General features: G+C 45.8%; 14 protein-coding genes. 3 read left to right on the top strand and 11 right to left on the bottom strand.

Annotated elements, in window-relative coordinates; genetic code table 11:
• Nucleotides 1–205 precede the first annotated feature (205 nt).
• From FD09_RS00835 to FD09_RS00795, 9 genes are all read right to left on the bottom strand, one after another.
• Nucleotides 206–1,672, bottom strand: a complete 1,467-nt coding sequence (locus FD09_RS00835) for a glycoside hydrolase family 1 protein (protein ID WP_057817305.1) — start codon at nt 1,670–1,672, stop codon at nt 206–208.
• A 24-nt stretch (nt 1,673–1,696) separates the two neighbouring features.
• The gene (locus FD09_RS00830; RefSeq protein WP_057817303.1) at nt 1,697–3,592 is read right to left on the bottom strand and encodes a beta-glucoside-specific PTS transporter subunit IIABC; all 1,896 of its coding nucleotides are present in this window, start codon (nt 3,590–3,592) and stop codon (nt 1,697–1,699) included.
• A gap of 170 nt (nt 3,593–3,762) precedes the next feature.
• Nucleotides 3,763–4,602 (bottom strand): PRD domain-containing protein, encoded by an 840-nt coding sequence (locus tag FD09_RS00825; protein WP_057817301.1) that lies wholly within the window; start codon nt 4,600–4,602, stop codon nt 3,763–3,765.
• Nucleotides 4,603–4,764: 162 nt separating this feature from the next.
• The gene (locus FD09_RS00820; RefSeq protein WP_057817299.1) at nt 4,765–5,505 is read right to left on the bottom strand and encodes a DeoR/GlpR family DNA-binding transcription regulator; all 741 of its coding nucleotides are present in this window, start codon (nt 5,503–5,505) and stop codon (nt 4,765–4,767) included.
• A gap of 93 nt (nt 5,506–5,598) precedes the next feature.
• Nucleotides 5,599–6,993 (bottom strand): PTS transporter subunit EIIC, encoded by a 1,395-nt coding sequence (locus FD09_RS00815; protein ID WP_057817298.1) that lies wholly within the window; start codon nt 6,991–6,993, stop codon nt 5,599–5,601.
• Between the two features lie 39 nt (nt 6,994–7,032).
• Nucleotides 7,033–7,968, bottom strand: coding sequence for a sugar phosphate isomerase/epimerase family protein (locus tag FD09_RS00810; protein WP_057817296.1), 936 nt, complete (start codon nt 7,966–7,968; stop codon nt 7,033–7,035).
• 196 nt (nt 7,969–8,164) lie between these two features.
• Nucleotides 8,165–9,073 (bottom strand): ribokinase, encoded by a 909-nt coding sequence (gene rbsK / locus FD09_RS00805; protein WP_057817294.1) that lies wholly within the window; start codon nt 9,071–9,073, stop codon nt 8,165–8,167.
• 16 nt (nt 9,074–9,089) lie between these two features.
• Nucleotides 9,090–9,776, bottom strand: a complete 687-nt coding sequence (gene rpe, locus FD09_RS00800; RefSeq protein ID WP_057817292.1) for a ribulose-phosphate 3-epimerase — start codon at nt 9,774–9,776, stop codon at nt 9,090–9,092.
• Between the two features lie 13 nt (nt 9,777–9,789).
• Nucleotides 9,790–10,773, bottom strand: a complete 984-nt coding sequence (locus FD09_RS00795; RefSeq protein ID WP_057817290.1) for a LacI family DNA-binding transcriptional regulator — start codon at nt 10,771–10,773, stop codon at nt 9,790–9,792.
• Nucleotides 10,774–10,951: 178 nt separating this feature from the next.
• On the opposite strand from FD09_RS00795, the gene FD09_RS00790 reads away from it, so the two are divergent.
• Nucleotides 10,952–12,379, top strand: a complete 1,428-nt coding sequence (locus FD09_RS00790) for a PTS transporter subunit IIC (RefSeq protein ID WP_201782843.1) — start codon at nt 10,952–10,954, stop codon at nt 12,377–12,379.
• Nucleotides 12,380–12,511: 132 nt separating this feature from the next.
• Here FD09_RS00790 and FD09_RS00785 read toward each other — a convergent pair whose 3' ends face one another.
• A complete protein-coding gene (locus FD09_RS00785; protein ID WP_235812179.1) occupies nt 12,512–13,261 on the bottom strand; it encodes a MurR/RpiR family transcriptional regulator in 750 nt (249 codons plus the stop codon).
• 264 nt (nt 13,262–13,525) lie between these two features.
• Here FD09_RS00785 and FD09_RS00780 point away from each other — a divergent pair, with 264 nt between their 5' ends.
• A complete protein-coding gene (locus tag FD09_RS00780) occupies nt 13,526–14,731 on the top strand; it encodes an enolase C-terminal domain-like protein (RefSeq protein ID WP_057817285.1) in 1,206 nt (401 codons plus the stop codon).
• A 14-nt stretch (nt 14,732–14,745) separates the two neighbouring features.
• Nucleotides 14,746–16,662, top strand: coding sequence for a PTS sucrose transporter subunit IIABC (locus FD09_RS00775; RefSeq protein WP_057817283.1), 1,917 nt, complete (start codon nt 14,746–14,748; stop codon nt 16,660–16,662).
• Nucleotides 16,663–16,782: 120 nt separating this feature from the next.
• Here FD09_RS00775 and FD09_RS00770 read toward each other — a convergent pair whose 3' ends face one another.
• Nucleotides 16,783–18,096, bottom strand: coding sequence for a PTS sugar transporter subunit IIC (locus FD09_RS00770; RefSeq protein WP_057817280.1), 1,314 nt, complete (start codon nt 18,094–18,096; stop codon nt 16,783–16,785).
• Nucleotide 18,097 lies beyond the last annotated feature (1 nt).

Below are 18,097 nucleotides of genomic sequence, written 5' to 3'. Positions count from 1 at the left end.
ATTCGTGATAAAAGTTGGTTTCATCTTAATCGAATGAGATTGAAATTGCAAAAAAGGAGTCGTCCTTTTTGGAAAGTCGAAAAAATCAGTACAAGTTTTTAATCAACCCTGCTTGAGATGATTGTTTTTTCAGAAGCAATACGGAAAAATGCCAAAACAAAAAGCCACGGCAAAATGCACCCGTGACTTGTGTAGACTGTAAAGCTTATTCGCTCAAATCTTCGCCATTGGAAGCAATGACTTTCTTGTACCAATCAAAACTGTCCTTCTTGATACGGCGCAGACTGCCGTGACCTTCATCGTCTTGATCCACATAGATGAAACCATACCGTTTGGACATTTCTGAAGTAGACGCACTGATCAAATCGATCGGACCCCACATGGTATAACCCATCAAATCAACGCCGTCTTTAACAGCTTCCTTCATTTGTTCAATGTGCTTCTTGAGGTAGTCGATGCGATATTGGTCGTGGACTTGACCGTCTGCCGTCAGCTTATCAGTGGCGCCCAGACCGTTTTCAACAATAAACAGAGGCACTCGGTAACGATCCCAGAGTGTGTTGAGTGTAATCCGCAGACCAACTGGATCAATCTGCCAACCCCATTCACTAGTTTCTAAGTACGGATTCTTTTCGCCAAAGACCATATTGCCAACTGACTTATCGCCAGCATTCTTTTGCGATGTCACCGTCGACATATAATAACTGAAGCTCAAGTAATCCACCTTGCCGGCTTGCAAGATATCCTCATCGCCCGGTTCCATGGCAATTGTGATGCCGTTCTCAGCGAAGAAGCGGTTCATAAATTCTGGATATTCGCCGCGCACTTGGACGTCGGTGAAGAACAGATTGCTGTCATCAGATTCCTGGGCAGCGCGAACATCTTCTGGTTTGGAAGTAGCCGGATAAGTTTGCATCCGCGCCAGCATGGAGCCAATCTTGAAGTTCGAATTGATTTTGTGGCCTTGCTGCACGGCCAGCGCGCTGGCAATAAATTGATGATGCAGCGCCTGGTAACGCAATTGCAGTTGCGCTTGAGGAGCAAGATCACTATCCAGTGCACCAGTACCCATGAACCCGAATGTGCTGGCATTGATTTCGTTAAACGTCAGCCAGTATTTCACTTTGTGGGCATAACGCTTGAAAACGACATCCGTGTACCGCAGAAAATCAGTAATTGTCTCCCGGCTTGCCCAACCATTTTGTTTCAACGTTAACCCCAGCGGCATTTCATAATGGGACAAGGTCACAACGGGTTCAATGTTGTATTTGGCCAGTTCGTCAAAGACGCGGTCGTAAAAGGCCAAGCCTTCTTCGTTGGGCGTGGTTTCATCACCATTGGGAAAGATTCGCGCCCAGGCAATGGAAAGGCGGAAAGCCTTAAAGCCCATTTCGGCCATCAGCTTGATGTCTTCTTGATAGTGGTGGTAAAAATCAACGCCCCGCCGTTTGGGATAATGCGTATCTGAAGGATCGTGCAGCGCCTTTTCCAGGCTTTCTTTGGTGACCTTATCAAAGGTAAAGTTCTTCCGATCAGTGGCTCGTTCAACCACTTCTGCCGTGGTTAGGCCCTTGTGATCCAAGTTCCAGCCGCCTTCTAATTGATTGGCAGCCGTGGCGCCGCCCCACAAGAAACCATCCTTAAAGCCTTGGGGAAAACTATTCTTATACATTGATATTAACAACCTTTCTGTCTCTTACTTAATCGCAACGAGCAATTGTTCTTTGGGATAAATCACACCAGATTCGTTCATCGGCAAAACATCAGTGAAGTCATTACTATTGGTGACAATGATCATCACCGTCGGATCGTATCCTTTTTCCTTGATTTGTTTTAAATCAAAGGACAACAGCTTTTGACCAGCTGTGACATGGTCGCCGGCTTTAACTGCAGCGGTGAAGAACTTGCCGCCCAGTTCAACGGTATCGATACCCACATGGACGAGTAATTCCGTGCCATCATCGCCGGTGATACCCACAGCGTGCTTGCTATCCGGTAAAACAGTCACTTTTCCGCTAATTGGCGCGACAATTTCGCCGTCTTCAGGAATAATCGCAGCGCCTTTACCCATAATTCCTTGGGCAAATGTATCATCCGCCACACTGCTCAGCGGTTCGAGCGTACCTTGAACGGGAGCCAGAATTGTGGCGCCGCCAACGGTTGTTTTATCCGCCGCGGCCACTTTTTTAACGGGCTTCGTCGCGCTGGGAGCGGCCACCACATCATCTTCAAAGCCTAAAACCAGCGTAAAGATGAAAGACAATACGAAACTCATAGTGATCCCAATGGCCAACCACACAATATTCATGGGTGTCTTGGCACTGATGAAGACTGGTAACGCAGTTAAACCGGTTAGCCCCGCCATGGCAAAGGCCTTAACCGCGAAGAAAGTGACAAATGCACCAGCAATACCGCCGGCTGCCAACGCCGCATAGAACGGCTTCTTTTTCTTCAAGTTGATTCCGTACATTGCTGGCTCAGTAATTCCGAGTAAAGCAGAAATACCAGAGGAAGTGGCTAATTGCTTCGTGGCCGCATTCTTTGAACGGATGGCCACAGCGAAAGCAGAGCCAGCCTGAGCCATGTTGGTCACAAAGTTGATGGGGAAGATCGTGGCATCATAACCGAGTACTTTGAAGTTGTTGACGACGATCGGTACGAAAGCGTAATGCATCCCGGTCATCACGATTAACGGGAAGGTCGCGCCAAGTACTAACCCGGCCACTGGGCCCGCATGAGTGAACAACCAAGAAATACCAACCGCTAAACCATTCCCGGCGTATGTCCCCAGCGGACCAAAGACGAGTAATGTCACCGGTACGACAATGACCAGCGTCACCATCGGGGTGAACATCATCGTAATGGCATCCGGCATCCACTTTTTAACCCAGCGCTGGACAATCGCCAGGAACCAAACGCCAAGAATGATCGGAATAACCGAAGAAGTGTAATTGACGTATGGCACATTCACGCCGCTGAACAGCGTGATCGCAGCCACCTTTTTACCCGCCGAGATGGCGTTATAAGCATTCACCATTGTGGGATAGAGTAATACGCCAGCGACAGAGAGGCCCAAATATTCGCTGGTTTTGAACTTGCGGGTCGCCGATACAGCAACGAAGAATGGCAAGAAATAAAAAACACTGTCTGAGATCATATACAGCACTTGGTACCAACCAGCAGTCGCCGTGGTCCAGTGCAATGTCAGTGCCAGCGCCAATAGACCTTTGATCAGCCCGGTACCCGCTAATGCTGGCAGAATCGGGGTAAAAATACCGGAGATGATGTCCATTAGCTTGGAGACAATGCTTTCTTTCTCGGTACTCCCAGACGCGGAACCCGTACCACCCAGGACGTTTTCAACCTCTTCGAAGACATCACCGACGGTATTACCGATAATGACTTGGAATTGATCGCCAGAAAATTGGGCACCCATAACGCCAGGAATATCTTTAATCGCGTCCACTTGAGCGAGTTTCCGATCCTTTAAGTTAAACCGCAGTCGCGTCACACAATGCCACGCGTTGGTGACATTTTCTTTTCCGCCAATTTCTTTAATGACGGTGCTGGCAATTTTTGCATTATCTGCCATTATTTCTACCTCCATAATGTTGAGTATTCAAGTTGGTCGCCAGCGTGGGCCCACGCTTAGAAAAACAAAAACCCAAATACTTTTCACAGCAGCCGAACGCGTCGGTTGTTCTGAAAAGTACTTGGGTAATGCCTGGTCGAACCAGTTACAATCCGTATGTACTTTATATTCTATTCTCTTGTCAGGCGCCAGATGTGCAGCGTCAGGTACATCTTTTCACTTTCAGAAATCGTCCAGCCTTTGCTCTGATGCAAATACTCGGCAATCTTCACAGCGGCTTGATACGCCTTGGGGTACCGCTCCTTCACTACCTCGCCGATCAAGGGATCTAAGGCAATTTCCTCACTACCGCCTTTCAACTGGCGAATAATGAAATAACGCAGATGGGTCATAAAGCGGGCATAGTTGAGGGATGTGGGATCCGGCTGCATTTGGAAGGAATAACTCACAATCTCGATGATCCGGTTTGCGAGATTCGCCACCTCCACCGTATCTTCCAGCAAAGTCTCATCACTTTGCGCACTGACAAAATGGTAAGTGAAGAAAGTCAGCTCGCTGGGTGGAAGCTTCACACCAGTCTGTTCCTGGATAAGAGCCAGGGCATACTGGGCGGCGGCGTATTCCTTAGGAAACAAGTTTTTAACGTCCCACCGCAACTCGGTGGGATAATCTTGATCCCCCTTGGCTCGCTCTAGTGCGAAGTCAATGTGGTCGGCCAAAGCCAGATAGTTGTAATTGCTGAAGTGAATCCCTAACCGCTCTGCCACACGATCACTGACCAGAGTGGCTAATTGTAAGGTATCGGGGTTAATATGCTGCAGCATGGCGGGCGGATTTTGGTGCGTCACTTCATCCTTTTGGGCCTTGAAACGCCGGTCGATCTGGTCCTCGGTAATTGGATCACCGGGTTCTTTCCCAAAGCCGATGCCTCGGCCAATCAGAACCCAATCAACATCATGTTCATCCTGGGCCAGTGCCACGTTGTTGTTGATTTTATTAACGAACTTCACGGTTGACTGGCCTCCCTTGCTATAAAAATACCCACTGATCCCGTTTTGCCGGTTTCAGTGGGTGATGCCTGATCGAATCAGTAACAATCCCGTTTGAACTTACAAAAACCATAGTAAGTGCTTTCAGGAGATGTGTCAAGGCACAATTTAAAAAAACTGCATTTAGTGAGCGACAAGTAATGGCACTTGCTTACCCAACTTAGCGTCCTGCTTATCCGAAACCAGCACAACATCTTTTAAATCAAACGCCTTGACTGTTGAGAAACGATGAAACTTACTGCTGTCACATAACAGATAAGTTTTTCGTGAATTTTCCTTGACGAGTCGCTTCTTGGTGGCTTCCGAGATAGTCGGAGTTGTAACCCCCTTTATTTCATCCACGCCGTTCACGCCAAGAAAAGCTTTATCAAAATAAAGACTCCTCAAATTGCTTTCCGTCAGTGCTCCACTGAGAGAAGAAATTGCTGGATTATATTGACCACCAAGTAGAATAATATCGGCCTCAATAGCACCAGTAATACTCAATACCGCCGTGTTGGTGGTATATATGGTCACTTGTCGACCCAGCAACTGATTCAGGAGAAAAGTACAATTCGATCCAGAATCTACGTAGATGCTGTCTTGTTCATGAATTTCTTTAGCCGCCCGCTCAGCAATCGCTCTTTTAGCCCCACTATTTATGGCGATCTTTTGCACAATAGGCACTTCGCCAGTTGCCGAGGCCACTTTAATGGCCCCGCCAATAAGATGTTCAATCTTATTTTCACTTTCCAACGTTTTAATATCCCGTCTTAGAGTAGAAGCTGACACGTCGGGCAACTGGGATTGTAATTCATCAATCTTGACTAAATCGTGATCCGCCAAGATTGCCAAAATTTTTTCTTGCCGTTCGTAAGGAATCATATTAACCTCCTGGTGATGATGAATTCGAGTAGTCATACTTCGTCTATTATGACATCAATCCGGTCAGGAGAGAATCAATATTAGGGATGCACATTATGCCAGTTTTTCATCCCGTTTAGTAAAGAAGAACGCCAAAACGGCCGAAGTAACCAGGGCAATGAGCATGCCCACCATGGCATTAATAAAATTCCCGGAATTTTTCTCAACAAAGGCAGGAAAAGTTGTCACGCTACCAAAGACAAAGGCGTTCGTGACAACCTTTGTCAAACCGAGGTAAGCACCACCAACACAGCCGCCAATGATTTGCGCCAACCATAATTTACGATGCTTCACTAACATCCCAAACAGAGTGGGTTCAATAATTGCAGACAAGCCAATTGTCACCAATCCCGTCAACGCAAAACCACGTAACTTCGTGTCTCGGGCTTTGAGCCAAACTCCAATCGTGGTTCCAATCACTGCAAAGTTACAAGCAAATGTCCAAGGCACAATGTAGTCAAAGCCATAGGTGGAAACATTATTAATCATAATTGGGTTAATTGCCCAGTGGATCCCCAGACTCACCAATATACTCCAGCCGCCGCCGACAACGACACCGGCCAAAATACTACTGCGATCAATCAACCAATTTACCATGTGTGCGACACCCTCGCCGCTGTAAACACCGATGGGGCCAATGACAATCATAGTAAGCGGTACCATAATAATTAAAGAAACAGCAGGTAGTAAGACCAGCTTCAAGTTCTCTGGAATCTTACGATCTAAAAACTTGTACAAATACGAGTATGCCCAAATTGCTAGGATAATCGGCACGACTGTCGAACTGTAATTCATTAATACAACGGGGATGCCAAAAAGATTGGTAGTCGCCCCATTACCAGTCTTACCCATTAAACCGATGAAATCAGGGTGAATCAATGCTGCCCCGATTAACGCTGAAATATAAGGGCTAGCGCCAAATCGGCGAGCTGACGAATAGGCCAGTAAAACGGGTAAGAAGTAAAATACGGTCATTGATGTGACATTGAGAATGGTGTATGTGCCACTCCCGGTTTTAATGAGTCCTAATTGGACAAAGAGAATCAATAAACCACGTAAGATTCCTGAACCGGCCAGAGCAGGTAGTAATGGTGCAAAGATAGCGGAAATTGCGGAAAATACATTCCCAACAATTGCACTAATTCCCCCTTGCGATGTCCCCTTATTGGCAGTTTGAGGTTCTGCTGGCGCATTACCTCGCGCAGTATTCACTAACTGCTCAAATGCGGCATACAGTTTGGGCACTTCAGTGCCTATTAGTACTTGATACTGTCCTGCCTTATAGACAACGTTCAAGACACCGGGAATTGCTTCGACCTTTTTATCATCGGCCAACGAGCGATCAACTAGATTCAGCCGTAGCCGAGTCGCACAATGGGTCATATTACCAATATTCTCCGCCCCGCCAACATCCGCGAGAATATCTTTTGCAGCTGCATCGAAATCCATATCTTTTTCACCTCATCATGATTTTTTGGCGCGAGCCACTCAGCTCGGGCTGTTTAAGAACTTCAGCATTAACTTTTGAGCGGCAATAGCATCATTTTGTTGCACCACTTTACCGATTTCTGACATACCCACACGATTGAGCACTGTTTCGAAGTGTTTAATCATCGCCATATTGCGTTCACATTCTTCATTTGGACCCTCAATCACTGGGAAGGTGTCGAAGTAAATCACGCCATCGTAATGATGCTTCTTAACGTAATACAAGAACTCTAAGGTTTTAAACGGACTCGCAGTGCCAATCATTAAGCCATCGTCGTTCAAACCATAACCGTCATTGAGGTGAATACCGAAAAGCTGCTTGCGACCACCAAAAATATCTGCGGCAAAGGCTGGATTCTCATGCTTCATTAGCATGTGGCAATAGTCCAAGGTAACGCCCACATTCTTCCGATCAATATCATGCAACATCATACCCGTCACACCCATACTGTCGATAAAAGCGTAAGCCCGGGGTTGGAATGGTTTGTATTCAATGCTGATTTTCAAATCAGGCGCATAATCAGCAATCTCTTGAAAAGCACGGACCAGTTGCTGCCAGACCTGAGTGTAATCAATTTGGAAGTTATAATCGAAACCATCATGTCCTAACCAAATCGTGACTACGTGACCGCCGGCTTCACGACAGTAATCGGCCGCCGATTTGCACAAATCTAAAGCTTTTTGTGCAATTTCTTGGTTGGGATTGCCAATCTCGCCGCTGACGTATTCATCACGGAAACGGAGCGCTACACCGTTAAGCTGCAAATCATCGCCCTCCAGAAGCGCTTTCATTTCTGCACCTGAAAAACCTTTGACATGTTCTGGATAATTTAGGTCCACATGGGTCAGACCCAGACCGTGTAACTCTTTAAGTACCTTTTTCAGATCGTTATCGTATACGGGTAAAAACGAATTGATTCTTGTGGCTAATTTCATTTCCAACATCCTCCTTGCTTTGTTAACAAACCCAGTGTATCACCATAATTATTCATCTGCAACCATTAATTATCATAAATATCCACGGGTTTTCGAAAGCACACTTTTTGCTGCAATAAGTAAGGCAGCGATATCTGCTGTCATAATCTACTGACATCAGGTATTCGCTGCCCTTTTAAATAATATTCATCTGTCACTAAACGAGTTGCGTCATTTCTGCTAATGTCGGGATGGATTTCTGCCCACCGGTACGGCTGACTTTAATTGACGCTGCGGCGTTGCCAAACTCGACCGCAGCCAATAGATCACGATGATGAGCATAATGAGTGGCCATTGCACCCGCAAATGTGTCACCGGCACCAACTGTGTCAACAGCCCTAACTTTCGTTGCCGGCACAAAGTCTAACTGATTTTGGTGATAAACCACATTACCCACACTGCCCATTTTCACAATCACATTGGGGACGCCTTTTTGAGCAATCATCTTCGCGGCCTTTTCTGCATCTTCCTGAGTATGGACAGCAATACCTGTTATTTTTTCGGTTTCTTGTTGATTCGGTGTGACACAATCTGCATACTTCAAGGCTTCCTCAAAAAAATTGTCTGCTGGTGCTGGATCTAAGATAACAAACATACCCTTACGCTTTGCCTCTTGTAATGCGGTCAAAACAGATTCTCGACTGGTTTCCATTTGCAGCAAAAGGACCGGCGCATCGATCTTCGCCATCGCCTGAGCGACTTCCTGTCGCGTCAACGCGCCATTGGCCCCTAATGTTCCAACCATTGTGTTTTCACCTTGAGAATCCAGTAGAATAATGAAAGTTCCCGTTCCAATATCGTTTTTACGAACTATGAATTGGGTATCGATATGGTTAGCTTGTAAATTAGCAATCATTTGATTGCCGGCACCGTCATTACCAATTGCCCCCATAAATGCTAACTTACCACCCAGTTTAGCGACTGCGACGGCCTGATTGGCACCTTTACCACCAGGCAGCATTTGAATATCCCTGGCCGTTGCCGTGGCCCCATATGCCGGATACTGTTTGACGAGTGCTTTAACGTCCAAATTGATACTTCCCAACACTGCAACATCATATTTCATTTTGATACCCCTCCATTTATTCTTGACTTGCCATCGTAACTGTCTGTGCCATCAAGTGTTTTGTTGTCTGCACATTATCAGTCAATGAGTGGCCCTTCTTGTAGACAGAGCTTGATCCACCAACAAACCACTCTGCACCAGCTTCAATACACTTAGGGATTGTCTCTGTACCCAAATTGCCATCCACTTCAATGGCAATGTCCAAGTGCTTTTCGGTGATTATTTGCTTCAACTCGCGAATTTTTCCATACATTGCGGGGATAAACTTTTGTCCAGCAAATCCAGGATTAACGGTCATTACAATTACGTAATCGCTTACGTTAAAGACATAATTTAAAACATCCAAAGGAGTTGACGGATTAATTGCGACCCCCGCCTTCATCCCCAAATCACGAATATGCGTTAGTGTACCTTGTAGGTTCTTGGTGGCCTCTGCATGAATAGCAATCATGTCGGCACCGGCGTCATGAAACAAGTCAATGAACCGTTCCGGCATTTCCACCATGGCATGGATGTCCAGCGGTTTCTCGGTCTGCTGACGTACTGCATGGATAAAATCCGGTCCCAAAGTAAAATTGGGAACAAATTGACCATCCATAATGTCAATGTGATACTGATCCACGCCAGCAGCATCCAATTCATTGATATCCTTAGCCACATTGGCTAAATCAGTACACATTAATGACGGTGATAATTTCATCATTTTAAAGATCCTTTCAAGTTGTCTCTCTCGTAATGAGTTCTGGTTCCATTTGGTACTTTTTGGCTTTTTGATTGTGTTGATGTACCCGAATTAATTCCTCAATAATGATGTCTGAGGACTTCTTTTTAAATTGATTAATCGTGCTCAATCGAGGGATTGAGTATGCACCATAGCTGGTATTGTCATAGCCGATGATACGGATATCTTTCGGTACTTGGCGCTGCAAATCCTGACAAGCACGAATCGCACCCAGCGCCATTGCATCGTTAGAACTGACAATTCCATCAATGATAGTCCCGTCCTGCAAAAAGTCATAACAGGCCTGATAACCTGAGGTAATATCAAAATTACCGAACAATTGACCAAGATTAACTGCATCTGCCTCTTTAACTGCTTTCAAGTAACCTGCGTAACGGTCTTCTGAACTTTTTTCGTTTGCTGGCCCAGACAGGAATACTAGCCGCTGATGATGGCGCTCGCCGATCACTTCCTTCGCAGCAATATAGCCCCCATGTACATGATCGACAGCTACCGCAGAATAAGGGTGTGCAAGTTGTGTTCTATCTATTGTAATTGTGGAGATGCCACGTGACTCTAGCCAACGCAAATCCTCCACCGTGACAAACAGTGAGTTGATAATAGCCCCCATGACATAATTGTCAGCCATTGTTTCCAGATAGTATTCAACTTTTTCCCGATCATCTTCACTGTTACACAAATAGATTTGGAAGCCGTGTTGATTCGCTGCTCGCTCGATTTCCCCGACTAATTCACTGAAAAACGGGTTGTTCAGATTGGGAATCAATAGGGCAATTAATGACGACTCGCGCCGAGAAAGAGTTTTTGCAACAGTATTTGGCTTATAGCCCATCTCCGCCACAATTTTGTTAACTTTACGAATCGTATCCAGTCCAGCTTCGCCTTTACCGTTAATAATGCGCGAAACAGTAGCCGTGGAAACTCCCGCTAAACGGGCAATATCTTTCAATGTCGTCATGTTGAGTCCTCATTCGTTAAACTACGTAACCGATTACGTAAACAAATGATAGCGTTGCCGTTTGAATCTGTCAACCCTAAAAATAAAACTTGCAATCGATTTCTGAATACGCTAAAGTGTTGTTGTCCTGATTTACGTAACCGATTACGTAAACTAATGTGAATCAGGAGGATCCATAATGATCATTAATACAATCCGTTCTGGATTTGACTTCTTTATCGGCCTCGGGGGCGCTGCAATGATGTTCTTCATCATCACATTGCTCTCTTTGGCCTTTAAGGTGAAGTTTTCAAAGGCTGTCGAAGGTGGCCTGCGTATGGCCGTGGCCTTGACCGGAATGAGCGCGGTCATCTCATTACTAACGACTTCGTTTGGTCCTGCGCTGGATGCCTTTGTTAAATCAACTGGGGTCAGTCTTAACATCACCGATCTAGGCTGGGCTCCGCTAGCAGTAATTACTTGGGGATCAGTTTATACACTGTATTTTGCATTCTTGGCCATTATCACGAACTTGGTGATGCTATTTTTCAAGTTGACGAATACGCTGAATGTTGACTTGTTCAATATTTGGAATGTTTCCATCCTGGGATTGCTTATTCATCACTATTCTGGCGGCAATCTATTTGTCACATCCCTCTTTGTGGTGGTCATTATCATGCTCATGCTGTTCAATGCAGATGCCATCAAACCCACAATTAATGAATTACTGGGCTATGATGATGAAAATATCACGACCACTGCTCATCCGTCATTACTGGTGATGCCCCTGGCGATGCTTCTGAATCGATTAATCGACAAGTGCATTCCATTTATCGACAAATTCGATTTTGATGCTGACACTTTGAACAAAAAAATTGGCTTCTGGGGCAGTAAGTTTGCCATTGGTGCTTACTTAGGTGTCTTCATCGGATTATTAGGTAAGCAAAGCGTAGCTAATATTCTCACTCTTGCTTTCACTGCTGGTGTCGCTTTGGAATTGTTTGCCTATGTCGGCGGTTGGTTTGGTCCTGCTATTGAACCGTTATCTGGCGGCATTCAAACCATGATGAGTTCGAAACTACGCGGCAGAAAATTATATGTGGCCATCGACTGGCCAATTTTAGCCTCTAGAGCAGAAATTTGGGCCGTGGCGAATATCCTTGCGCCAATTATGTTGATTATTGCAATGTTTCTTCCAGGTAATCGGGTCTTGCCTTTAGGCGGTATCATCTTGACCGTGTTAACTCCGGCGCTGCTATTGGTTACTAAAGGCCGTGTCATTCGAATGACCCTAATTGGTACCATCATGGTGCCGATCTTCCTTTGGGCCGCCACATTGATTGCACCATTCATCACTAGTGCTTCAATTGCCATGAACAACTTTCCGAAAGGATTAGCCAAAGGGCAACTGTTCAGTTCCATTGATTCTGATCCGATTGAAAAAATGCTGGCTATTCTATTTGGACGAGCCTTTAATACCTTCGATTTAAAGCTGATCCTTTCATCATTGGTCGCAATTATCGGCTACGGAGTACTATTTAAGTGGTACCTGGGACAGATGCACAAAGATGCGCTGGCTGAGGCAGATACGACTGGTATGAATGTAACTGCTGAATCTGCGCGGTAACGTCACGATCCGTCGAATTAAATGTTTAAGAACCCGCCACAATACCGAAAAACACAGGATGATCAAGGTGCACTGTGTGTGCAAGCTTTGATCATCCTGTGTTTTTTTATTTTGCCAAAGTGGCCGATCAAATCACTTCTGATTCGTAAACTCACAATACCGCAGGAACAAAATACTGGCTAACAGGAAGAAACCATCCGCCACCTCCAAAGTATGATTCTCCGAAATCTCAATCTCGCCGGTATTGACGAAAATACTCTCGTTAGCAAGCTTAGCAATCTCATTGTCAATGTAGCTGGTAATCGACACAAATGGAATCCCATTCGTCCGCAAGCTCTGGGCAAAGGATATCGCATTGTCCGACTCACCATGCAAAGAAATCAGAAACACTAAATCTTCAGACGTCAGGGTTCGGGTCAGTGCCTTGATTTCATCAACCCCTTCTACCACAAAAAGAGTGACGTTATCTGCTAGAAACAGCCGTCGCATTTCTTGGGCCATCAGTCTTTGCAAGTTACCAGTACCGTAAAGGAAGACTTTACGGCTTCTCACCATCAACCGGATCGTACCGCTAAAATCATGGGTCATCAGCGTGTCCAATGTGGCGTTAATGATTGTCCCAAATTTCTTGACCGGCGCCGCTTCAAGCGACTGGGTGGTTTCTTCATTCTTCAGCGCATATTTAAACTCAGAGAATCCGCGAAATGAGATCTTTTGCGTGAATCGCAGGATTGAAGACTTTGACACATTGCTTTTTTTCGCCAACTCCGCCAAGGTCATGTTGACCACCTCTGTGCGGTGATTTGACACATACTGCCAAACATATTGATCATTTGCAGTTAACCGAGCGTAGTTGTGATTAACCAGTTCCGCCACTTTCATGACAATTCTCCTTTGAAACTTATTTCAAAACAGACCATTTTCTGCGTGTGCTTACCAAAATAAGACCAAGTTGCACATCTCGATGATACCGTTTAACACGGCTGTTTGCCAACATATAGAAAATGACTATTTGCTGGAATTTATCCCATCAACTGGGACAAAGTGTCAATCAAAGTGTTTTTTTGCTGTTTGTCCCAACTCTATATTCATCTGTAAGCGCTTCGGATATACTGACCTTGTAATCAATTAGAGAGCAGGGTTCTTATGAATCAATTCACGATCACCAACGTCTCCACACTCGTCACAGCGCCAGAAGGAATTAACCTGCTGGTCGTCAAAGTGACCACGAATGATCCCGCAATATTTGGTTGGGGATGTGCCACTTTCACTCAGCGCTATAAGGCTGTGGAGACTGTCGTCAACGACTACTTGAAACCGTTTCTTATCGGGAAGGATCCCCAAAGAATCGAAGACCTTTGGCAAACCATGACCAATAGCAGCTACTGGCGCAATGGGCCGGTACTCAATAACGCGATATCCGGTGTCGATATGGCGCTGTGGGATATTAAAGGAAAAATTGCAGGGCTGCCGCTTTACGAACTATTCGGCGGCAAGTGCCGTGATGCCGTCCCCGCTTATATCCATGTCGGAGCCCCCACGATAGAAGACGCCGTCACGATGGTCCGCGATAAAGTCCAACAAGGTTGGCGAAATATCCGAGTCCAAATTGGCGGCTACGGTGGTAAAGCACAGAATCTGCATTGTCCAAGCCATAAATCGGCTGGTCATTATTATGATCCGCAGGAGTATATGGACACCACAGTCGCGTTATTTGCCCGTCTCCGTGAAGAATTCGGTAATGAGATCTCCTTCAGCCATGATGTCCACGAACGGCTGGCGCCAGCAGATGCGTTGAATTTCGCCAAGCGGCTGGAACCTTACAATTTATTTTTCCTGGAAGATGCTTTACCCCCCGAACAGATTGACTGGCTGGCTCGCTTACGCCAGCAAACATCAATCCCATTGGCCATTGGCGAACTCTTCAATAACCCCCATGAATGGATGGATGTGCTCACCAATCGATACACCGATTACTTACGCTTGCATATCAGTCAAGCCGGCGGCATCACGCCCGTGCGCAAAATCATTGCCATGGCGGAGATGTTCGGCATTCGGACCGCCTGGCATGGACCTGGCGATCTCTCCGGTATTGGCCATGCCGTTAGTGCCCAGTTGAGTATTTCTTCACCAAACTGCGGTGTTCAAGAATGGAGCAACAGCATTGGTGAAAATACGTATACCGTCTTCCCAGGCACACCGATGATCAGGAAGGGATATTTATACGTCAATGATCAACCTGGTATTGGGGTCACCGTTGACGAAGCCGCAGCCGAAGAGTTTCCGCCCGTCGCAGTCACAGATGACTGGACACTAGCCCGGTTACCCGACGGCACTGCAGCGCGACCATGAGGAGGTAAGACATAATGAATAAAGATGATTCACGAATCGCGAATTCAATTTTGAACGATATTGGTGGTAAAGAAAACATTCGTGCGTTGGGGCATTGTTCAACTCGGTTGCGGGTCACATTGCACGACAAGAACAAAATCAATACCCAAGCAATCGAGAATATTGATGGTGTGAAAGGCCAGTTCTTCTCTGGCGAACAATATCAGATCATCCTGGGTGTTGGCTTGGTTGACCGGATCTATGATCTTGTCTTACAAGCATCCGGCGGCAGTTCTGTGGATACCGATATCAAAGGAGATATTTATGCCGGCATGTCCTTACCGCGTAAATTCTCACGTATTCTTGGCGACATTTTCATCCCCGTCATTCCAGCATTGGTCGCCACTGGTCTATTTGGTGGATTCATTAACTGTATCAACGCGTTTGGCATCAAAATGGACCCCACCGCAATGACGATTGCCACCATCTTGATGAAAACAGCCTTCGTATTCTTGCCTGTCTTAATTGCTTGGTCAGGTATGAAACAATTTGGCGGCACGCCCGTTCTCGGTATCATTCTCGGTTTGATGCTGGTTAATCCAGCTCTGCCCAATCCAGATAATGTCGCCAAAGGGCTTGAGAAAGCAATCCATTTTAATGTTTTAGGCCTGCAACTCAACATCACGAGTTTTGCTGGTTCAGTGTTACCTGCATTAATCGTTGTCATTATTGGTGCGAATGTGGAGAAATGGTTGAAGAGAAAAGTACCTGATGCCCTTCAATTGATCGTCACCCCTTTTCTCACTATTCTCGTAGCCGGTTTGTTGGGACTATTGTTCGTTGGTCCCATTTGCAAGATCATTGAACAGGCCATTCTGACAGCTGCAAAATTTGTAATCACCTTACCGTTCGGTCTCGGCGGTCTAATAATTGGCGGCACCCAGCAGGCCATCGTGGTGACTGGTATGCACCACATATTCCTTGCACTGGAAAGCAGCCTGCTGGCGACCACTGGATTCAATCCATTCAATGCCATGATCACCGGTGGTATTATCGCACAGGCCACAGCAGCATTAGTCACCGGTCTGAAAATGAAGGATCGTAAAAAACGCGGATTCTACACTTCAGCTTCCCTATCTGCATTCTTAGGGATTACGGAACCGGCCATCTTTGGTGTCAATCTTCGTTTTGGCAAACCATTTATCTTTGCACTATGCGGTGGTGCAGTATCCGGTTGGATTGCCGGCATTCTGCATGCGGCCAGCACTGGAATGGGCGTTGCCGCGATTCCTGGGTTAGTGACCTACTTATACAGCGGCACAGCCATAATGAACTATTTAATCATTCACCTGTCTGCAATGCTGGTGAGCGGCGGTCTAGTATACTTCTTCTTTGATCCAAACAAAGAAGAAGCAAAGATTGAAGCGCAAGAGAACCAAGCGGCCAGCGTCAATGCCATCAATACCGTTGCCAGACCAACAAGCCCTGCCGGTGCCACTGTCGCTATTGCCTCACCCGTTGAAGGAACATTAGTCAGCACTGACCAAATTCCAGACCCGACTTTTGCAAAACAAATACTGGGTAAGACGATCGCCATCGAACCGACTGTTAACGAAGTCAAAGCACCGGTTAGCGGGGAAGTTGTAATGTTGGCTGATACGAAACATGCAATTGGGATCAAGGCCGACTGCGGCGTGGAGATTCTGATCCATCTCGGTATCGACACTGTGGCTTTAAAGGGAAAGTACTTCACTGCCAAAGTAAAGCCTGGTGACCGTATCAATGTCCATGATACCCTTATCGAAATGGACATTGACCAGATTCGGAAAGCTGGTTACGATCCAATGGTCGTAATGATCATTACTGACAACCAGACGGATCAAGCAATTAATGTCACGAAGAGTCCGTCTGGGGCAATGGTTAATAATTCAACCCTCGTGTTGCAAAGTTAGAGAATAACTGATTGATAACCTAGAGATAGACAATGGCCCATCCGCATAATTGAACGGATAGGCCATTTCGTTTCTGAAAACGTCTAAATCCAATAAAGAACTCTGTTAAAGATACGTAGACTATGCAGCGGGTTCTTCCAATTGTTCTTTCTGAAACGCGCGGTTAGACGCGATAACAAACGGAGCGTAAATCAATACTCCGATGGCCAATGTTACTAATTGTAATAACGACGCTCGAATATCGCCGCCAGTTGCTAAATATCCGGAAAGCACTGGTGGTGTGACCCAAGGAACCAAGATATAAGTGGTCTTTACCCAGTTCAGTGTAGTCGCCGCATATGCTAATATTGTTGCGACCATCGGAGTAGCAATGAATGGGATCGCATAAATCGGGTTAAACACAATTGGCACACCAAACATCATCGGTTCGCTAATGTTAAACAAGCTGGCTACACCACCAATATTTGCAATCATTCGCTCATCTTTACGCTTGGAGAAAATCAAGATGGCAATCACCAAGCACATCATAGTGCCACCACCACCCATGTAAACATAAGCGTCTAGAAAGGGCTGTGTGACTACATTTGGTGCCGAATTACCGGCCTTAATGGCGTCAATATTTTGTTGTAAGGATGTCAACAAAATTGGGCCCGAGATTGCCCCGAACACAAACGCGCCGTGAATACCGAAGATAAAGACCGCCGTGGATAGGAAAACATATAATAGGATACCAGGGAGTGATTGAAACCCGCCAACTAAAGGTGCTTGCAATAATTTGACAATGATATCGGAAACGGACATATGGACGATTCCGACAACCAATTCTTCAACTACCGCAAAACAAGTAATTGTGATAAATGCTGGAAACAAAGAACTAAACGCTTTAGCAACTGCCGGTGGTACCCCATCAGGCATCTTGATCTGCAGATGTGTATTTTTAGATAACTTCACAAGCAAAGTCGTACTTAGCAGACCTGCGATAATGCCCATCATCATCGCAGTTGCGCTAGTCTCACTTTGGGTGAGCACTCCGCTCACTGCCACATTCTTCCCGGCATTCGTGGTGACCTGTAATACATTAGGAACTAAGGCAACGAAACTTGCCATTGAAACAATCCCAGCCATAGGACCATCGCTATCCATGTATGTGGCTAACCGATAACCAATCAAAAACGTGACCAAAATTGTCAGAATTCCCAGTGTACCGTTATATGCTTGGACCCCGACTGCCATAATTTGGTCATGTCCCGGCATATCACGCAGCAATCCAGTTTTAGGCGCCAACAACACATTATTAATTAACAGGAAAAATGCAGCCGTAATCGTGATTGGAATGGTACTTGCAAAGGCATCTCGAATCGCCATAATGTACCGATTAGTTGATAGTTTTCCAGCAAAGCTCGATAATCCGTCAATAAACCCATTTGATTTCATG

Origin of the sequence: Schleiferilactobacillus perolens DSM 12744 (assembly GCF_001435585.1) — a bacterium.
Classification (GTDB): Bacteria; Bacillota; Bacilli; order Lactobacillales; family Lactobacillaceae; genus Schleiferilactobacillus; species Schleiferilactobacillus perolens.
Note: the sequence above shows the minus strand (reverse complement) of the source record. Positions and strands in the feature narration are given on the sequence as shown.

Excerpts from the sequence above, each read along its gene's own strand:
- FD09_RS00810 (WP_057817296.1), bottom strand. The coding sequence starts at position 7,968 with ATGAAATTAGCCACAAGAATCAATTCGTTTTTACCCGTATACGATAAC.
- FD09_RS00780 (WP_057817285.1), top strand. The coding sequence starts at position 13,526 with ATGAATCAATTCACGATCACCAACGTCTCCACACTCGTCACAGCGCCA.
- FD09_RS00770 (WP_057817280.1), bottom strand. The coding sequence starts at position 18,096 with ATGAAATCAAATGGGTTTATTGACGGATTATCGAGCTTTGCTGGAAAA.
- FD09_RS00820 (WP_057817299.1), bottom strand. The coding sequence starts at position 5,505 with ATGATTCCTTACGAACGGCAAGAAAAAATTTTGGCAATCTTGGCGGAT.
- rpe (WP_057817292.1), bottom strand. The coding sequence starts at position 9,776 with ATGATGAAATTATCACCGTCATTAATGTGTACTGATTTAGCCAATGTG.
- FD09_RS00795 (WP_057817290.1), bottom strand. The coding sequence starts at position 10,773 with ATGACGACATTGAAAGATATTGCCCGTTTAGCGGGAGTTTCCACGGCT.
- FD09_RS00785 (WP_235812179.1), bottom strand. The coding sequence starts at position 13,261 with ATGAAAGTGGCGGAACTGGTTAATCACAACTACGCTCGGTTAACTGCA.
- rbsK (WP_057817294.1), bottom strand. The coding sequence starts at position 9,073 with ATGAAATATGATGTTGCAGTGTTGGGAAGTATCAATTTGGACGTTAAA.
- FD09_RS00830 (WP_057817303.1), bottom strand. The coding sequence starts at position 3,592 with ATGGCAGATAATGCAAAAATTGCCAGCACCGTCATTAAAGAAATTGGC.
- FD09_RS00835 (WP_057817305.1), bottom strand. The coding sequence starts at position 1,672 with ATGTATAAGAATAGTTTTCCCCAAGGCTTTAAGGATGGTTTCTTGTGG.
- FD09_RS00775 (WP_057817283.1), top strand. The coding sequence starts at position 14,746 with ATGAATAAAGATGATTCACGAATCGCGAATTCAATTTTGAACGATATT.
- FD09_RS00790 (WP_201782843.1), top strand. The coding sequence starts at position 10,952 with ATGATCATTAATACAATCCGTTCTGGATTTGACTTCTTTATCGGCCTC.
- FD09_RS00815 (WP_057817298.1), bottom strand. The coding sequence starts at position 6,993 with ATGGATTTCGATGCAGCTGCAAAAGATATTCTCGCGGATGTTGGCGGG.